The sequence below is a fragment of the Streptomyces sp. NPDC088157 genome, assembly GCF_044741545.1.
Lineage (GTDB): Bacteria > Actinomycetota > Actinomycetes > Streptomycetales > Streptomycetaceae > Streptomyces.
On the sequence record NZ_JBIUSU010000004.1, the window covers coordinates 719,131 to 734,956 of the forward strand.

At 69.8% G+C, this 15,826-nt stretch carries 17 protein-coding genes and 1 pseudogene; 4 read left to right on the top strand and 14 right to left on the bottom strand.

Annotated features, from left to right (window positions below; translation table 11 throughout):
• The first annotated feature begins 200 nt into the window (after positions 1–200).
• Positions 201–632, top strand: a complete 432-nt coding sequence (locus ACIPFH_RS18990) for a GNAT family N-acetyltransferase (RefSeq protein ID WP_401827777.1) — start codon at positions 201–203, stop codon at positions 630–632.
• A gap of 196 nt (positions 633–828) precedes the next feature.
• Here ACIPFH_RS18990 and ACIPFH_RS18995 read toward each other — a convergent pair.
• The 3 genes and pseudogenes from ACIPFH_RS18995 to ACIPFH_RS19005 form a co-directional block, all read right to left on the bottom strand.
• Positions 829–1,116 (bottom strand): annotated as a pseudogene (locus ACIPFH_RS18995) (ABC transporter substrate-binding protein); the annotation flags it as partial.
• A gap of 155 nt (positions 1,117–1,271) precedes the next feature.
• Positions 1,272–1,676: a cupin domain-containing protein gene (locus ACIPFH_RS19000; RefSeq protein WP_401827778.1), complete on the bottom strand. Its 405-nt coding sequence runs from the start codon at positions 1,674–1,676 to the stop codon at positions 1,272–1,274.
• 76 nt (positions 1,677–1,752) lie between these two features.
• Positions 1,753–2,073, bottom strand: a complete 321-nt coding sequence (locus tag ACIPFH_RS19005) for a carboxymuconolactone decarboxylase family protein (RefSeq protein WP_401827779.1) — start codon at positions 2,071–2,073, stop codon at positions 1,753–1,755.
• Between the two features lie 371 nt (positions 2,074–2,444).
• On the opposite strand from ACIPFH_RS19005, the gene ACIPFH_RS19010 reads away from it, so the two are divergent.
• Complete coding sequence (locus ACIPFH_RS19010; protein ID WP_401827780.1) at positions 2,445–2,711, top strand: contact-dependent growth inhibition system immunity protein; 267 nt, start codon at positions 2,445–2,447, stop codon at positions 2,709–2,711.
• Here ACIPFH_RS19010 and ACIPFH_RS19015 read toward each other — a convergent pair.
• The 8 genes from ACIPFH_RS19015 to ACIPFH_RS19050 form a co-directional block, all read right to left on the bottom strand.
• Positions 2,632–3,717: a serine hydrolase domain-containing protein gene (locus ACIPFH_RS19015; protein ID WP_401827782.1), complete on the bottom strand. Its 1,086-nt coding sequence runs from the start codon at positions 3,715–3,717 to the stop codon at positions 2,632–2,634. The genes ACIPFH_RS19010 and ACIPFH_RS19015 overlap by 80 nt on opposite strands.
• Positions 3,714–4,241, bottom strand: a complete 528-nt coding sequence (locus tag ACIPFH_RS19020; RefSeq protein ID WP_401827784.1) for an ArsR/SmtB family transcription factor — start codon at positions 4,239–4,241, stop codon at positions 3,714–3,716. The genes ACIPFH_RS19015 and ACIPFH_RS19020 overlap by 4 nt, the downstream gene beginning before the upstream one ends.
• 138 nt (positions 4,242–4,379) lie before the next feature.
• The gene (locus ACIPFH_RS19025) at positions 4,380–5,072 is read right to left on the bottom strand and encodes a response regulator (protein ID WP_401827785.1); all 693 of its coding nucleotides are present in this window, start codon (positions 5,070–5,072) and stop codon (positions 4,380–4,382) included.
• A 23-nt stretch (positions 5,073–5,095) separates the two neighbouring features.
• Positions 5,096–6,295: a sensor histidine kinase gene (locus tag ACIPFH_RS19030; RefSeq protein WP_401827787.1), complete on the bottom strand. Its 1,200-nt coding sequence runs from the start codon at positions 6,293–6,295 to the stop codon at positions 5,096–5,098.
• A gap of 138 nt (positions 6,296–6,433) precedes the next feature.
• Positions 6,434–7,201, bottom strand: coding sequence for a DUF4232 domain-containing protein (locus tag ACIPFH_RS19035; RefSeq protein WP_401827789.1), 768 nt, complete (start codon positions 7,199–7,201; stop codon positions 6,434–6,436).
• A gap of 368 nt (positions 7,202–7,569) precedes the next feature.
• The gene (locus ACIPFH_RS19040) at positions 7,570–8,469 is read right to left on the bottom strand and encodes an NAD-dependent protein deacetylase (protein WP_401827791.1); all 900 of its coding nucleotides are present in this window, start codon (positions 8,467–8,469) and stop codon (positions 7,570–7,572) included.
• A 465-nt stretch (positions 8,470–8,934) separates the two neighbouring features.
• Positions 8,935–9,510 (bottom strand): putative immunity protein, encoded by a 576-nt coding sequence (locus ACIPFH_RS19045; RefSeq protein ID WP_401827793.1) that lies wholly within the window; start codon positions 9,508–9,510, stop codon positions 8,935–8,937.
• Positions 9,507–10,121: a putative immunity protein gene (locus ACIPFH_RS19050; protein ID WP_401827794.1), complete on the bottom strand. Its 615-nt coding sequence runs from the start codon at positions 10,119–10,121 to the stop codon at positions 9,507–9,509. Before ACIPFH_RS19050 ends, ACIPFH_RS19045 begins: the two co-directional genes overlap by 4 nt.
• A gap of 89 nt (positions 10,122–10,210) precedes the next feature.
• Here ACIPFH_RS19050 and ACIPFH_RS19055 point away from each other — a divergent pair, with 89 nt between their 5' ends.
• The gene (locus ACIPFH_RS19055) at positions 10,211–10,951 is read left to right on the top strand and encodes a MerR family transcriptional regulator (protein ID WP_401827796.1); all 741 of its coding nucleotides are present in this window, start codon (positions 10,211–10,213) and stop codon (positions 10,949–10,951) included.
• Between the two features lie 236 nt (positions 10,952–11,187).
• Here the strand turns inward: ACIPFH_RS19055 and glpK are convergent, their stop codons facing one another.
• Entirely contained in the window at positions 11,188–12,705 is a 1,518-nt protein-coding gene (glpK, locus tag ACIPFH_RS19060) for a glycerol kinase GlpK (RefSeq protein ID WP_401827797.1), read from the bottom strand.
• A 25-nt stretch (positions 12,706–12,730) separates the two neighbouring features.
• The gene (locus tag ACIPFH_RS19065; RefSeq protein ID WP_401827798.1) at positions 12,731–13,576 is read right to left on the bottom strand and encodes an MIP/aquaporin family protein; all 846 of its coding nucleotides are present in this window, start codon (positions 13,574–13,576) and stop codon (positions 12,731–12,733) included.
• A gap of 515 nt (positions 13,577–14,091) precedes the next feature.
• On the opposite strand from ACIPFH_RS19065, the gene ACIPFH_RS19070 reads away from it, so the two are divergent.
• Complete coding sequence (locus tag ACIPFH_RS19070; RefSeq protein WP_401827800.1) at positions 14,092–14,640, top strand: DUF1062 domain-containing protein; 549 nt, start codon at positions 14,092–14,094, stop codon at positions 14,638–14,640.
• Positions 14,641–14,868: 228 nt separating this feature from the next.
• Here the strand turns inward: ACIPFH_RS19070 and ACIPFH_RS19075 are convergent, their stop codons facing one another.
• Entirely contained in the window at positions 14,869–15,648 is a 780-nt protein-coding gene (locus tag ACIPFH_RS19075; RefSeq protein WP_401827802.1) for an NPP1 family protein, read from the bottom strand.
• Positions 15,649–15,826 lie beyond the last annotated feature (178 nt).

The following is a 15,826-nucleotide window of genomic DNA, read 5'->3' on the forward strand; positions in this document are numbered from 1 at the left end:
TCGGAGAAGGCCGCGGCACCGCCTCTCCTCCCATCCGCAGCGCCCGCCTACCGATGTCGTTGATCAGCGAAACTGCGGGACCCCCACTCGTCTCCCCGCCACGGCCACCGCCACGGCGCGGACCGGGGAACGGGACTGTGCGTGTGAGGCCCCCGGTTGGGGGCAGGCGCGGTGGAATGCAGGGAAACCAGATGCATGCCATGAGCAACGTAGGCGGTCGGCCTGTGTACGAAGGCGCCTCGCAGCGGCGGGCCGAGGGAAGGCATCGACGCCCTCGACGCCGAGCGGGCCGGTGGCATCGCAGGCTTCTGGCCTACCGGGGCGTCGAGCTGCTGCCCTCCTCCGCTCCGGAGGGTGCGGGTGAGGAGTGTCTGCTGCTGGTGCACATCCGCAAGGTGGTCGGGCGGGTGAGCTATCGAGCGTGCGATGAGTGCGCCGAGGGTGTGATCACCGAGGTCGTCCTGGACGAACCGTTCCGCGGTTGCGGGCTGGGCACGAGGGCGCTGTCGCATCTGCGGGCCCAGTACCCCGATGTCACCTGGCGCACCACGCTCGAAACCCGCTTCACGCGCGATCTGCTGCGCCGGATGCGCATCCCCAGGACGGCCGCGGGAGGGAACTGTTCCCATTAGGGACACGGGTCCTGCCCGCCCGTCGGCCGCAGCAACCCGACCGGTTCCACGAACGCACCCCGGTGCTCCGTCTGTCCGGACCGAGCACCCCGGTGCTCCGTCTGTCCGGACCAGCGATGCGAAACGCGCCACTCCCGGACCTCGCGGCAAGGGATGACCTGCCCGGCGTCGTGCGCCGGACAGGTCGTGATCACCGTTACGCCCCCGGGTGCAGCCCGAGCCGGCCGGGCGTCGGGTCGCCCTTGACCTCGCCGAAGTACAGGGCGAAGGTCTGCTTCCAGCGCTCGACCTCGGCGCGGTCGGACATGAAGCGGGGGAATCCGTCCACGTTGGCGTTGGGGTACTCCCAGATCGGCTTCAAGCCCGCCGGGGGAGTGACATCGGTGCGGACGGACCAGCCGTCGAAGGATCCGTTCTGCATCTCCGTCGAGAGCTGCCAGGCGAGGAAGAGCTTGGCAGCCGTGGAGTTCTTGGCCTGCTTCTCGACGGGAAAGAGACGGCCAACGCCCCTATCGAGGACCGCCTCGAGGTCCGTGTCCGGCGACCAGGGGGCCGTCGGCCGGCGGGGTTCGGAGGAGAGGTGGGGGGCACCCCGCCCGGGAACAGCCCCGCGGGAGGCGTGGGTGGGCGGTGAGTGGGTCAGGCGGCGCGAGTACTGCGGCGCGGGCCCCCGTACTCGCCGTCGGTGACGTGGTCGAGCCACTCGACGTCGTCCGTCTCCCACAGGGCGATGTGGATCATGAAGTGGTCGGCGGCGGCGCCGTGCCAGTGCTCCTCGCCCGGCGGGGTCCAGATGACGTCCCCGGGATGCGCCTCGAGGATGCCGCCGCCGCGGGACTGGATCAGGGCGATGCCCTCGACGATGTAGAGGGTCTGCCCCAGGCCGTGGGAGTGCCAGGCGGTACGGGCGCCCGGAGCGAAGCGCACCGCGTTGGCTCGCGCCCTGGAGGGATCCTCGCCCCGGTAGATCACATCGGCCCACGCGTCCCCGGTGAACCACTTCTCCGGCAGCTTCATCGTCGGCTGCTTCTTCAACAGTTCCATGATCTTCTTCTCCGTACTCGTGCGGGTCCGACGGTGGCGGGGAAACGAGGGCTTCCCGGCGCGCGTGTGACGCGGCTCAGACGCCGCGTTCCTCGGCGATCCTCTTCAGCTGGGTGATCGCGGTCATGGCGTTGGGCCAGCCCGCGTAGAAGGCCAGCTGGGTGATCGCCTCGGAAAGCTCTTCGACGGTCAGCCCGTTGTCGAGGGCGACCCCGAGGTGGTAGCCGAGCTGCTCGCCGCGGTAGAGCGCGGCCAGCACGCTCACGGTCACCAGGCTGCGGTCGCGCGGGGACAGGCCGGGGCGCTCCCATACGTCGCCGAAAAGGACCTCGTCGGTGACCTCGACCAGCTTGGGCGCGATGGCGGCCAGTTCCTGGGGAGCGGACTGCTTCGGCATGGGGGGACTCCTTGTTCGCGAAGCGGTGATGCGTCCGAGACCACTGGGTGGCAGGGACGGCTTCCGGCAGCCGCCGCCCGTTGCCCCGGCGGGGCTGCGGGAGCGGACCGCTGCCGGGTACCCAGCAAAACGCGGGGCACGGAACTGAAGAAGGGCGTGCCGTTACCGGTACTGACAGAACCCCCCACGCAGGCCGGACGGCACCGGTATCGCGGTGACCTGCGCGGGTGACCCGCTCACGGACGCGGCGGGTCACGACGCAGCCATCAAGCAGCTCCGTGGGGATGACGCTCGCTCGTGCCGTGTCCGGGCGCACACGCGCCTCGGAGCCGGCGGGTCGGAGAGCTGACCGTCGAGGACACGCGCTTGCGATGCGGCAGAACGTCGGGCTGCCGTGTCTCCTGCCGGTGGCACCGGAGGTACTGCGGGACGATCCGATGGCGGAAGGGCGTACGGAGGCGGGGGACCTGCTGGGCGCGGTCATCAGCGGCGACCCCGCACCATGCGGTACTACCGCTGAACTCGGCCATGAGCTGCGCCGGAGGGAAAGGCGCCTGCTCAGGCCTCGTCGAGTTCGGAGAGCAGTGCGAAGGTCAGCGCGTCGACCGGGCGGGGCTCGCCCTCGGACTCCTCGCTGAAGGTGTTCACCATCATCACCACCGCGGTCATGCTCTTTCTGCTGAACGCCGCACAGGTGCTGAATCCGCCGGTGCCTCCGTTGTGCCAGGTGACAGTACGGCCGCCGGGCAGCGCGCTGATGTGCCAGCCGAGCCCGAGCCGCAGGTTCTCGTCGACGGTGAAGTGAGGACGCTGGGCCAGTTCGATCGCGTCCCGCAACGCAGAGCGCTCCGGGCGCAGTTGTACGCCGAGATAGCGGAGCATGTCGTCGGCGGTGCTGTACACAGAGGTACCCGCGCCGGTCAGAACGTGATCGTGCCAGTCGGGAACAGGGTCCCCGGCGAGATGACCTGTGGCCTTGCGGGAGGCCATGTCCGCCCTCAGGGTCGTCGTCGTGTCGGGCAGACGCAGCGGCGCTGTCACGGCGCGCCGCAGCATCCCGTCCACGTCGTCGAAGGCCAGCGACTGCCCGAGCAGTCCGAACGCGAGGTTCGAGTAGTGGTAGGCGCTGCCGGGCTCGGTGCTCAGCGTCGTCTCGGCCAGGCCGACGGCCAGGTCGTCCAGCGTGTAGTGCGCGTACGGGTCGTAGGGATCCGCTTCCGCCAGGAGGTTCGGAGGCAGCGAGGGCAGACCGGAGGTGTGGGTCGCCAGATCGGTCAGGGTGATCCGCCGGCCCTTGAACGGGATGCGGAACGCGGGGGGCAGCACGAGCGGCGCGTCGAGGCGGGCCGTGCCCGAACACACAGCGCGCGCGAGAGCGGTGGCGGTCAGGGTCTTACCGATGGAGCCGAGCTGGAACACCGTCCTGCCGTCCGGTGCGGGGCCGTCCTGGGACGCGCCCGCCACGTATCCGCGTCCGTCGTGGATGACTCCGCACACCACACTCGGGCTGTCGGCGGCCAGCGCACGGTCCAGGTGACGCCGCACCCGCGCGGCCAGGTCGCTCGCGGCCGCCGTGGCGTTCCCGGGTAACAGGGACACACCGACCCCCGCCGTCACCGAGCCCAGTAAACTCCGTCGCTTCATGTACCGTTCCTTGCCGTCGAGTTCGATGCCGGCACCACCGCGGACAACAGCACGAGCAGCGGCACCACCCTGCCTGCGGGCACCTCGTAGTGCCCACGTCCCACGGTCTGGAGCCAGCCGGCGGCGGTGAGCTGTTTCAGGTGGTGGTAGAGCTGCCCGGTGGTGTTCAGTGCGGCTGACTCCTGCAATCCGGCCGCGGACCGGGTTCCTCGCAGCACCGCGCGCAGGAGGGTGAGCCGCACCGGGTGACCCAGGGCGGCGTACGGCGTGGCGTGATCCGCCCAGTTCGCTTCGAGCAGTTCCGCCACCGCCGCGCCTTGCTGCCATTCGTAGTGTTCGCCTGTGGGCAGGTCCAGTGCGCCGGTGAACAGCACCTGCCCATCCCCGGTGAGCCGCCGGCGCAGCCCTTCCAGTGCCCACAAAGCGTCGGTCCGGGCGTTCCGGGGCGTCTTCGGTTCCCCTTCCAGCCGCGACACTCGTTCTTCGAGCGCGGCGACTCGCTCCAGTAGGGGGTCATCAGGCATGAGCCAGAATTTACGTTGTTCCGGAATAACAGAGCAAGCCCCGTAGCCCTTGTCCGGTCGTGAACCCGTGTCCGAACTCGCCCGGCTCCGAAGGGCGTTGACGGTGGGATCACGCCACAGGGCGCCTCGCGGCAACCGTCATGCGCCGGAGGTGTCGGGTCGCACCGGTGGGCGGCCGACCTGCGCGATGCCCGTTTCGTAGGCGAACACCACCGCCTGGGCGCGGCTGTGGAGATTCAGCTTGGTCATCACCCGGTGCAGGTGTGTCTTGACGGTGGACTCGCTGACGCACATGTGCTCGGCGATCTCCTCGTTGGCGAGACCCCTGGCGACGAACCCGAGGACTTCGACCTCGCGGCCCGTGAGCATGCCCGTCGAGTCGGTCTCGGTCCAGGACTGCTGTTGGTGGACGACGTGACGCTCGACCAGCCGCCGGACGCGGGCCGGAGCCACCAGGAGATCGGCCGAGAGGGTCGCCGTGACGGCGCTGAGAAGCTGTTGCGGCGGCATGTCCTTCAGCAGGAAGCCGCTGCACCCGGCGCGCAGGGCCGCGTAGACGAACTCGTCGTCGTCGAAGGTGGTGAGGACGACGATGCGCGGTGCCGGGTCGAGACCGAGGGCGAGGATGCGCTCTGCGGCTGCGAGGCCGCTCAGCCGGGGCATCTTGATGTCCATCAGGATCAGATCCGGGTGGTGCTCGCGGGCCGCGGCGACGGCCTCCACGCCGTCCGATGCCTCGACGACGGGGCCGAGCCCTTCCACCGTACGCAGAAGCGTGACGATGCCGGAGCGGATGAGGTGCTGATCGTCCACAACCAGGATGCGGGCCACAGCGCTCCTCGGAGATGCTCACGTCACGGATCAGCCGCCGTCCGGTCCCGCCCCAGGGGAAGACTGAGTTGCACCTGGAATCCACCCCCCGGGCGCGCACGGGCACTCAGCGAGCCGTGCCAAATCTTGGCGCGTTCCCGCATTCCGATCAAGCCGTGCCCGGACCCACCGGTGGATGTGGCCGAAAGCGGACCACCCTGGTCGGAAACAGTCACTCGTAGTTCGTCGTCCAGGTATCGGACGGCCACTTCGGCAGCGGCCGACCCGGAGTGCTTCACGACGTTGGTGAGGGCTTCCTGGACGACCCGGTAGACGCACAGTTCCACTCCCGGATGCAGCGGCCTGCGCGTTCCCACGAACCGGACCTCGACGTGCACGCCGACCGCCTCCAGCCGCTCGGCGAGCGCGGGAATGCGGTCGATGTCGGCCAGCAGGTCGTCGGGGACCGGGTCGGCCGGATGCCCGGGACCGGATGTGCCGCCGAGGTCGTGCGTGCGTAGCACGACCAGCAGACGGCGAAGCTCCTCCAACGACTCCCGCCCGGCTGTGGCAGCGGTGCCGAGCGCCTTTCGGGCGGCGGGAGGATCGGTGAGGAACACGTACTCGGCCAGCCCGGTCTGCAGGGTGACGATCGTCATGTGCTGCGAGATCGTGTCGTGCAGCTCGCGCGCGATGCGGAAGCGCTCGTCGAGGACGGCCCGGCGGGCCTCCTGGCGCTGCTGCTCGTCGAGCAGGGCGGTCAGCCGACGCAACTCGGCGTTGCGTGCGGCGAGTCGGCGCTGGGTGAGCCCGACGGCGAAGGCCACGGTCGGCACGATCAGGGCCTGCACGGCCACGACGGGCCGGGGCAGCCGGCCACTCACCCCGCTGAGGGCGATGACCGCCGCGAGCAGCGCGCTACCGCACACGATGCGGCCGCGTCCCTCCCGGGCGGCGACGGAGACGAACGCGACTGCCGGGACCCAGAAGTTGAGAGAGGGCTGATATCCGAGCAGCAGATATCCGGCGAAGCCGGCCGCGGTGATCACGAGTACGCCGAAGGGCCGGTTCTCCCGCAGGGCGAGTGACAGAGAGATCACCGAAGTGAGCAGATGCGCCCACAGGTCGAACGGCCGCCAGGGCGCCGGATGGTAGAAGGCGCCGGCCAGGCTGCCTGCGAGGGCGAAACCGACGGCGAGGACGACGTTGGCCGGGCGCGGGCGGAGGCCTTCCGTCGCGGGCATCCGGACATGGTAGGCGACGGTCCTCAACTGATCCGCCTCCCGCCGAGAGTCGCAGATGATCGTCTGCCCTGCCGGGACGTCCCCGGCAGGGCGGGCGGAGGTCACTGACAGGGAGGAGATCCCGGTCGGCGCGGTCCGTCAGGAGGACATGATGAAGTCCAGGGCATAACCGGAAGCGGTCGTCCAGTAGGTGACGCGGGCACCGTCGTCGAACGCCACGGTGCGGGGCAGGTCGACGCCGATCGGCTTGCTCCCGTCGCTGCCGAGCTCGCGGCCATGGAGGAGGAGGGTGATGGACTTCGTCTCGTACTGGTCCATGGGGACACCGGAGGCGAGCAGAGCGGCGTACGCCTCGTCACCCGGAGCGAGAGTGACGGGCCCCGACTTCGGGTCACTGTCCTCGTACACGTCGACCGGATACCGGGCCTCGGCGTAGTCACCGAGAAAGATGTGCGGGTAGTGGTAGACGTTGCACTTCTTGTCGCCGGAGTTGGTGACGGTGATGAGGAGATGCTTGGGGACCTCGCCCTTCCCGTCCTCGAGCGTGGTTGCGAACGAGAGGTCCTTCGCGGCGCAGGCGGGGACGGCACCGCCTGCGCTGTCGGTCCCGCCCCCGCTCCCGCCCCCGGTGGTGCCCCCCGTGGTCTTGCCGCCCGCAGCCCCCGAACCGCCGCTGGGAGTGGCCGAAGCCGTCGCGGCGGGCGTGGCCGAAGCCGTGTCACCCGGCTTCGCCGGGCTCGTCGCGCTCGGCCGGTCCGAGGCGGTGGAGTCCTCGTGGTCGGGCGTACTCGGCTCGCATGCCGTGGACACGAGCATCGCGCCGACGGCCGCGGCCCCGACGGCACAGGACTTCCAGCCCTTGGAACTCTTGAACGTGTCGCGGTTCTTGCGTACAGCGGTCTTCATGGTGTTCCCCCGTGGTCGGCCGTGCCCGGCCGCTCTCGACTTGCGATTCCTGGCTTTTCCCCGACCAGGCCAGTCCGAAAGTCACGTCGTGACTCTCCTCGTCGGGCTGGTACGCCGAAACGTCCTTCCGGCGATGCCGACACTAGGAGAGTGAGGGTGTCGACGGCGTCCGGCAGAGGGACGGAAACTCCGTCAACTTCCGGCGTGGAACGGCTCCTCGACGTCAACCCAGAGCTGACGGAAAGGGTCAACCTCCGGTTGATTCGCCGACCGGAGGCCTGGGTGACGAGGCCGCCGTACGACAGGCGGCTGTACGGGAGCCGAGCCCCTGACGCGGACGATCGCGGCGCAGTCCCCTCGCCGTCGTCTCACTGAGCCGCCTGGCCGTCGAGGCGGATGCCCAGCCGGTCGGCGACGGTGGTGAGGGCTGTTCCCAGCGGGAGCGCGACCCGGGCCAGGGCGTGTCGGTCGCCCCGGGTCGGGTCCCGGTTGACGATCAGCACCGGCTTCCCGGCCTGGGCTGCCTGGCGGACGAACCGGAGTCCTGACATCACCGTCAGCGAGGATCCCAGGACCAGGAGCGAAGTGGCCTCGCGGACCAGCGTGCGGCAGTGCTCGACCCGCGGGGGCGGTACGGCCTCGCCGAAGAACACCACGTCCGGCTTGAGGATGCCGCCGCACACCGTGCAGGGCACCACGCCGAAGTCCCCGATCTGGTCGTCGGTGAGGTCGGCGTCACCGTCCGGGTTGATTCCCGCGGCCACCGGCTCGAAGCCCGCATTGGCCTCCTCCAAGCGCCGGGCGAGCTCGCGGCGTGGGCTGAACGCGCCGCAGGAAAGACAGACGACCCGGTCCAGGCTCCCGTGGAGTTCCACGACGCCCTCACTGCCGGCTGCCTGGTGCAGGCCGTCGACGTTCTGGGTGATGACCCCCGAGAGCAGACCGTGCCGCTCGAACGCGGCCACGGCCCGGTGCCCGGCGTTGGGGCGGGCGTGGCCGAAGGTGCGCCAGCCGAGGTGGCTGCGCGCCCAGTACCGGCGCCGGGCCCGGGCGTCGGCGATGAAGTCCTGGTAGGTCATCGGGGTGTGCCGACTCAGGCTCCCGCCCTCGCCCCGGTAGTCGGGGATGCCCGACTCGGTGGAGATGCCCGCCCCCGTGAGCACCAGCAGGCCACCGCTGCCCAGTGCGTCGGTGACCTGCTCCAGATCCGTGGTGCCCGGCAGCGGGTCTCCGGTGGGGGTCCAGCTCAATGTGGGGCGCATGCGCATGCGGCCAGGGTACGAAACGGGCCGGCCCACGGCGGCTGTGCGGCACGTCGGCTGCCCCCAGGTTGCCGAGTCGGACCGTCCGCCGCTGCGACGGACGCGACGACGACCCCGTCGGAGCGAGGGTGCTCATCGCGTCACCGCACGCGTGAGGATCATCCTGCGAGTGGAGGCGCCGCTTCGGGGCGTCGTTCGTCATAGAGGGCCCCGCACCCGGAACGGCTGCGGCCTGCCTTGCCCTGGTCGGCAGGCCGTGCAGGGCTGGGAGAGCGCCACCGTCCCCTGGGTGATCCCAACGCGAGGACCTGGCCGCGCGGCGCTTCGACCGTGCGTTCACCGACGTCCTCTGGAACCCCTGATCGGTGCCTGGGCAGCCTCCGCGACCGCTTGTGGGAACGCCTGGTCGGCGTTCACCCGGTCACGTGAGCGCAGCTGCACGCGTTCCCGAGCAGACGTGCCGAAGGGTGATCATCGCGCGTCGACTCGACGACGTTGTTCAGCGGATTGCCGTGAAGGGGCAGCCCCCGAGGCCTGACCGAACACCGACCAGCAGATGTCGTCGCGCAGCCGCTGGTCGTCGAGTACGAGCTCGCGGATCGCTTCCGGGAGCTGATCGCGCTGCCACTGGCACTCGAGTCTCCCCGCGGTCTCGCTCTCGCCTTCCGGTACCGCCGCACGCGCGGCCTTGATGGCGTAGGCCGCCGCGCCGAGCTCGTGCGCGGCGACGTGGGCGACGGCCCCGGCCTGGCCGGCGGCGTACGCGGCGTGCCGTGCCGCACCGCGCAGGGCTCTGGCCGCCCCCATCGCGTGGCCGCCCGCCGCGCGAGCCTCCATCATCCTGACCTCGCCACGCGTCCAGGCCCGGGCCTGCTCGATCGCGCGGCGCGGTCGAGGGTCCCCGGGCCGGGCCGACTCGAAGAGGCGGAGAACGTGCTCCGCACAGGAGGCAGCCCACAGAGCGAGGAGACGGTGATCCGCGTCGGTGAGAGTCCCACCACGGCGGACCGTCACGAAGCGAGGGTCCCGGACCTTGGGAAGGATCACGACGTGCTCTCCCTCCTGTGCACATCGGCGCCACTGCCCGGCGCGTGTCCCGGCGACCGTACGGTCGTCCGGCGCAGGGAATGGTCCAGGGTGCTCGTCAGCCGGGCGACACGACTGCCGCCGCTCGGCACGGGCGGGTAGCGGCGGAGTACGTCGATGAGCACGGGGTCCGCACGCAGCCGCGACCGTTCCAGCAGGGCATCGCCGACCGCCGGGTCACCGCCCGCCGCTATCTCCCCGATGCGCGCAGCGCTCGCGGAGGCTCGCAGGATGTGGCCGACCTGGCCGGACTGGGCGATGGGGTGCAGGTATGCGGCCGAGGCGGCGTCACCGGCCGATCGCGCGGCCAGTCGCGCGGCTTCACAGGGTGCGGACCGGGCCGCTCGATGAGCGTCGAAGGAAGTGACGCGCTGCAATGCCGTCCGGTGGGCACCCTCGACGAACGCCCGGGCCGCGTCGATCGCCGCCCGGGGGCGCGGGTCATGGGGAACAGCCCGCTCGAAGGCGGAGAGGACGTCCTCTGCGTGCCGAACCACATAACGCGCCACGACGCGCAACTCGTCCATGGTCAGCTCGAAGTCACCGGACACGGTGTGCGTGCTCTGTGTCATGTTCCTGAATCGTATCCTTGAACACTCGGTGGAGACTTCGCGACCGATCCTGCGCTCGTCCGCGTGGGAAACCCTCAACGGGAGGTCACATGCGGCCGGTGGATCTGGCTCGTCGGCATGGCCTCTCCACGCAGGCGGTCCGCAACTACGAGGACGCCGGCATCATCCCGCCTGCTCGCCGTAGCCGGACGGGATATCGGGACTACACCGCCACCCATGCCGCCGCCCTGGCGGCCTACCTGGCGCTCGTCCCCGCGTTCGGCTACTCGACGAGCCGACGCATCATGTGCGCCGTCACCGATGGCCGGCTCGACGACGCACTGGAGTACGTGGACGACGGACACGGGCTCCTGGCTCGCGACCGCAACACGCTACGAACCGTCGAAGCGGCGCTGTCACACCTGGGACCCGCCGCCCCGGATGCGGAGGCCGGCGCTCGGGCGCCGTACGGCATCGGTGAACTCGCCTGCCACCTCGGGCTCAACCCGGCCACCCTGCGCGCCTGGGAACGCGCTGGAGTCCTCACCCCACCACGTGATCCGCGCACCGGGCACCGTCAGTACCTCGCGCTGGACGTCCGCGACGCCGAACTGGCGCACCTGCTGCGCCGGGGCGGCCGACCCCTGGGTGCCGTCGCCACCGTCCTCGGGGAGCTCCGCGACGCCGGCGGTCTCGAAGCGCTGGCCCGGACGCTGGAAGGGTGGCGGCGTGACCTCACGTCCCGCGGGACGGCCCAGCTGTACGCCGCCGGCCGGCTCTCCACCTACCTCGAAGCCTTGGGGCGACCGGACCTCTCGCCAGGTGAGGTCGGAAGACCCGACGCTCCTTAGGGGCGGGCGCAGGGCATTCCCGCCGTCGGCGGGCCGGATGCGTCCACGCAGGGTGCTGTGGGTCCGTGGGCGGTGCTGGGCCATCTCGTGCTGCGGGTCGTGGACGGTACTGGGCCATCGCGTGCAGCAGGGCCGCCCGGAGTGCCCCGCGCGACCACCGGCCGGGGCAGTTCTGCTGACGCCCGACGCGGGCAGGCGCCGCCCGTTGCTCACGGGCGGCGCCTGCCGTCGTCGGGCTACTCGACCTTGGCCCAGTCGAGCGTGCGCTCCACCGCCTTCTTCCAGCCCGCGTAGCCCTCCGTCCGCTGGTCGTCGGACCACTGCGGCTCCCAGCGCTTGGACTCCTGCCAGTGGGTGCGCAGTTCGTCGGTGTCGCGCCAGAAACCGGTGGCCAGACCCGCCGCGTAGGCGGCGCCGAGCGCGGTGGTCTCGGCGACGACCGGACGGCTGACCGGTACGCCGAGGACGTCGGCCTGGATCTGCATGCACAGGTCGTTGGCCGTGACGCCGCCGTCGACCTTGAGCACGTCCAGGTGGACTCCGGAGTCCTGCTCCATGGCCTCGACCACGTCGCGGCTCTGGTAGCAGATGGACTCGAGGGTCGCCCGGGCCAGGTGGCCGTTGTCGTTGTAGCGGGCCAGGCCGACGATCGCGCCGCGGGCGTCGGAGCGCCAGTACGGAGCGAACAGGCCCGAGAAGGCGGGAACGAAGTACATCCCGCCGTTGTCCTCGACGGTGCGTGCCAGTGTCTCGCTCTCCGCCGCATCCTTGATGATCTTCATCTGGTCGCGCAGCCACTGGACCGCGGAACCGGTGACGGCGATGGAGCCCTCCAGGGCGTAGATCGCCGGGCTGTCGCCGAACTGGTACGCCACGGTGGTGAGCAGACCGTGCTGCGAACGGACCAGCTCCGTACCGGTGTTGAGGACCAGGAAGTTGCCCGTGCCGTAGGTGTTCTTGGCCTCGCCCGGCGCGTAGCAGACCTGTCCCACCGTGGCCGCCTGCTGGTCGCCGAGCACCCCGGTGATGGGGATGGCGGCGCGCAGCGGCCGGGAGGTGCGGGTCACGCCGAACGCCTCGCGGTGGGAGGACGGGCTGATGGTGGGCAGCATCTGCCGGGGGATGTCGAAGAAGCCCAGCAGCTCGTCGTCCCAGTCGAGGGTCTCCAGGTCCATCAGCATGGTGCGGCTGGCGTTGGTCACGTCGGTGGCGTGGACACCGCCGTCGGGACCGCCGGTCAGGTTCCACAGCACCCAGGCGTCCGTGTTGCCGAAGAGGGCGTGGCCCTGTTCCGCCGCCTCGCGTACGCCGTCGACGTTCTCCAGGATCCACTGGATCTTGCCGCCGGAGAAGTAGGTCGCCGGAGGCAGCCCCGCCTTGCGGCGGATGACGTCGCCCTGGCCCGAGCGTTCCAGGGCCGCCGCGATGGAGTCGGTGCGGGTGTCCTGCCAGACGATGGCGTTGTAGTAGGGACGTCCGTTGCGCGGGTCCCACACCACGGTGGTCTCCCGCTGATTGGTGATGCCGATCGCGGCCAGATCCTCGGGGGAGAGGTTGCCGTGCCGCAGCGCGTTCTGCATCACCGAGTTGGTGCGCTCCCAGATCTCCACCGGGTCGTGCTCGACCCAGCCCGAGCGCGGAAGGATCTGGGCGTGTTCCAGCTGGTGCTTCGCCACCTCGTTGCCGGAGTGGTCGAAGATCATGAATCGGGTGCTGGTGGTGCCTTGGTCCACCGCGCCCACGAAGTCCGCCATGGGTTGCCGCCTCTGCTGTGGGGGATCATTCCTCGGGGGACGGAACTCGGCCGGGGGGCTCCGGCTCCGCCGTCGGCAGGAACCGACCGACGAAGGCCTTGTAGAGGCCGGCGCCGAGCAGACCGCCGATCAGGGGTCCGACGATCGGCACCCAGAAATAGAGATTCCCGTACTGATCTCGCCACGCTGTGCCGTAGCCCGTGAAGAAGCTGGCCAGTCGGGGTCCGAAGTCACGTGCCGGGTTGATCGCGTAACCCGCGTTGGTGCCCCACGCCATACCGATGGCCACGACGATCAGACCGACGATGAACGGGGCCAGGTTGGCGCCCGGCGGTGTGTTCAGCAGGTCCGTGACGGCCAGGATCAGCAGAAGCAGGATGGCGGTGCCGATGATCTGGTCACGGAACGCGCCCCACTCGTGGACCGGCAGGTTCGGATTGCCGTTGGCGGGGAGCGTGGAGAAAACGCCCTGCGTCTTGATGGTGTGTCCGGGGTCGGCCTTCGCCAGTGCTTCGGTGTAGTTCCAGCGCACGATGAGGGCCGCCACGAAGGCACCGGCGGTCTGTGCCACCGCGTAGGGCGCCACCTTGCTCCACGGGAAGCCCTTGAACGTGGCCAGGGCGACCGTCACCGCCGGATTGAGATGGGCGCCGCTCAGCCGCGCTGCGACGTAGACACCCAGGGTGACGCCCAGGCCCCAGGCCCAGGCGATGCTGTCGTGGTTTCCGAGTCCTCCCGGTGGCGTCGTGAGCGCTCCGCCGGCGACCACCTGGGCCACCACGCCACAGCCGAAGAGGATCAGAATCATGGTGCCGGCGAACTCGGCCGACAGTTCGCCGACCAATCCGGACCTTTTGAATCGCTCAGCCATGGAAGCCCGCTTCCCGCCGGCGCGAGGCCGGCACGTCGACTGCTCGAGCTCTCCCGTACAACAGGATAGAGCGATCATGGACGAAGCGCACAAATCGGGATATTTCCCGGTCGGACCCTCGTCCAGCGTCCGCTGTTCGTGGCTGCCCTGAGTCCGGCGCGACCGGTTAAACGGCACGCCCCGGGCGGCACGCCCCGGGGGGCGAGCGCCGGTTGTCCGCCAATACTTTCCTTTGGGTACCTGCTATACGCAGCACAGTAAGCACGTCCGCAGGCGTTCGGGGCTGGGTCTGACTTCGCCGTTCATCCGCCGAACGGAGCGGACGGGGAGGTGTCCGAAAACCAGTGGAGCGGCACCGCTGTGCGCCACTACCGTGCTGCCCGACCAAGTCGTCTGGGCAAGGACGTGCCGTTGTACACCGTGTGAGACCTCCCGAGTGCTGATTCGTCGCGCGTCGCGCATGTGCGCCGCGCTGCTTTTTGCTGCGGACTTCTCACTGGAACCGGTGTACTTCTGTGCTCGAAAACTGGGTGGTCGTGCCCACCTGCCTGCCTCTCGTTCTCCGCCGTTGCCACGCGTGCGCGGCCGAGCGATTCCGGGCAAGCGGAAAATTTCGCGTCAACGCAAACCACAAGCTCATCGATGCCTGGCTCCTCGTGCTCTGCACCGCTTGCGGGGAGACCTCGAAGCTCACCGTCCTGGAGCGGATGAACGTGCGCTCCGTACGACCTGAGCTGCTGGACCGGCTGCATGCCAACGACTCCGGCCTGACAGCTGAGTTGCTCCAGGATCCGGTCGTGCGGCGTCGGAATCGCATCGCCCTCGACTGGGACAACGCCTGGCGCCTCGACACGGGCGCATCGGATCACCTGCACCGCGAGGTGATCGACGTCTCGGTCCGCTTTGCGGCGCGGATCCCCGTGCGGCCGGTGCGACTGATCGCTGAGGGCTGCGGTCTCGCGCGGGCCGAGGTCGAGAGACTGATCACGGAAGGGAAACTCGTTTCGGCAGTCCGGCTGAGCGGCAAGCTCTCCGGCGACTTCACCTTCACGCTCAAGCGCTGAGCTTCCCCGGGATCAGGGGAGCAACGGGGAGTCCCCGTTATGGCGACCTCGTGCACGGCTGCGGACAGCCGGTGCGGGCACCCGCCTGTCAGCCGTGTACTGCCGACAGGTGAGCGGAACAGGTGAGCGGTACACATGAGTTGGTGCCGCCGGTGGGAAGTGCGGGGGAGCTGGTCCCACCGGCGGCGGCTCAGGAAGGCCTGCGCGTCAGCCCGGTCGGCCCGTGTGTCAGAACGCGGGGACCGCCGACGGGCGGGCCTTGTTGATGTTGCTGATGAGGTTGCCGGTCAGCGGGAAGTTGGCGTCGCCCCACTTGGAGTTCCACAGCTGGTCGCGGGGCGTCTTGTCCATGTTCTCCATGGTGACCAGGGCCGGGTGGTCCCAGCCCCCGTCGCCCCAGGCCACCGCCGTCTCGCCCCACTTGGCGAAGCGGAAGGCGTGCGTACTCGCGCCGTCCTTGTGATAGACGATCTTGACGCGGTTGCCGTCCATCGGCACCTCGCTGATCGGGTGCGTGCTGTAGCCGCCGTGCCGGGAGGCGGAGAGGTAGCTGGGCCGTTCGTCGCCCTGCTTCTGGAAGACCACGACCGACTCCCAGTCGTGGCGGTGGCCGAAGGCGTCGGCGCCGTTCAGTGTCTGGTCCTTCTCGAAGTAGAGCCCGTAGACGTACGCGCACCAGCCGTTCTTGCACGAGGACTGCGAGTACGTGTTGGCCTTGCCGAGGTGGTCGGTCCGGCAACCGCCGGTGATCGAACCGCTGTTGTTGAGGCCGCCGTTGAGCTTTCCGCTCGCGTCGACGGCCGCCGCGGGGAAGCAGCTGTCCGAGTCGTAGTCGAAGAGCGGCATGTACTTCTTCTGGAAGGTGCTCGCGTTCTCCGGCAGGGGGTTCAGGATCGCGGCGGACGCGCTCGTCGAGATGCCGACGGTCAGTGCGCCGGCGCTGAGCGCGACGAGCGCCGCCCGGCCGAGACGGGACGCTCTGCTGCTGTGCGTGGGTGCCTTGAACATTGCGGGTGCTCTCCACTTGGTCGTGCCGGGAATACGGCTCGGTCGTGCCGTGCGTCCGGCGTGGCGGGACCGAGACTGGCAGCCGAAAAGTTGACTGGCACCCCTTTCATCAGGCCGTTCAATTCCGTCGTCGGGAGTTCGTCTTCACCGCCCCGACCGTTTTCGTTGTGAACGGATA

Coding starts and splice junctions, on each gene's coding strand:
- ACIPFH_RS19050 (WP_401827794.1), bottom strand. CDS start 10,121: ATGACACAGAGCACGCACACCGTGTCCGGTGACTTCGAGCTGACCATG.
- ACIPFH_RS19005 (WP_401827779.1), bottom strand. CDS start 2,073: ATGCCGAAGCAGTCCGCTCCCCAGGAACTGGCCGCCATCGCGCCCAAG.
- glpK (WP_401827797.1), bottom strand. CDS start 12,705: ATGGCGGACTTCGTGGGCGCGGTGGACCAAGGCACCACCAGCACCCGA.
- ACIPFH_RS19015 (WP_401827782.1), bottom strand. CDS start 3,717: ATGAAGCGACGGAGTTTACTGGGCTCGGTGACGGCGGGGGTCGGTGTG.
- ACIPFH_RS19020 (WP_401827784.1), bottom strand. CDS start 4,241: ATGCCTGATGACCCCCTACTGGAGCGAGTCGCCGCGCTCGAAGAACGA.
- ACIPFH_RS19040 (WP_401827791.1), bottom strand. CDS start 8,469: ATGCGCATGCGCCCCACATTGAGCTGGACCCCCACCGGAGACCCGCTG.
- ACIPFH_RS18990 (WP_401827777.1), top strand. CDS start 201: ATGAGCAACGTAGGCGGTCGGCCTGTGTACGAAGGCGCCTCGCAGCGG.
- ACIPFH_RS19000 (WP_401827778.1), bottom strand. CDS start 1,676: ATGGAACTGTTGAAGAAGCAGCCGACGATGAAGCTGCCGGAGAAGTGG.
- ACIPFH_RS19075 (WP_401827802.1), bottom strand. CDS start 15,648: ATGTTCAAGGCACCCACGCACAGCAGCAGAGCGTCCCGTCTCGGCCGG.
- ACIPFH_RS19035 (WP_401827789.1), bottom strand. CDS start 7,201: ATGAAGACCGCTGTACGCAAGAACCGCGACACGTTCAAGAGTTCCAAG.
- ACIPFH_RS19010 (WP_401827780.1), top strand. CDS start 2,445: ATGCGGCAGAACGTCGGGCTGCCGTGTCTCCTGCCGGTGGCACCGGAG.
- ACIPFH_RS19055 (WP_401827796.1), top strand. CDS start 10,211: ATGCGGCCGGTGGATCTGGCTCGTCGGCATGGCCTCTCCACGCAGGCG.
- ACIPFH_RS19065 (WP_401827798.1), bottom strand. CDS start 13,576: ATGGCTGAGCGATTCAAAAGGTCCGGATTGGTCGGCGAACTGTCGGCC.
- ACIPFH_RS19030 (WP_401827787.1), bottom strand. CDS start 6,295: ATGCCCGCGACGGAAGGCCTCCGCCCGCGCCCGGCCAACGTCGTCCTC.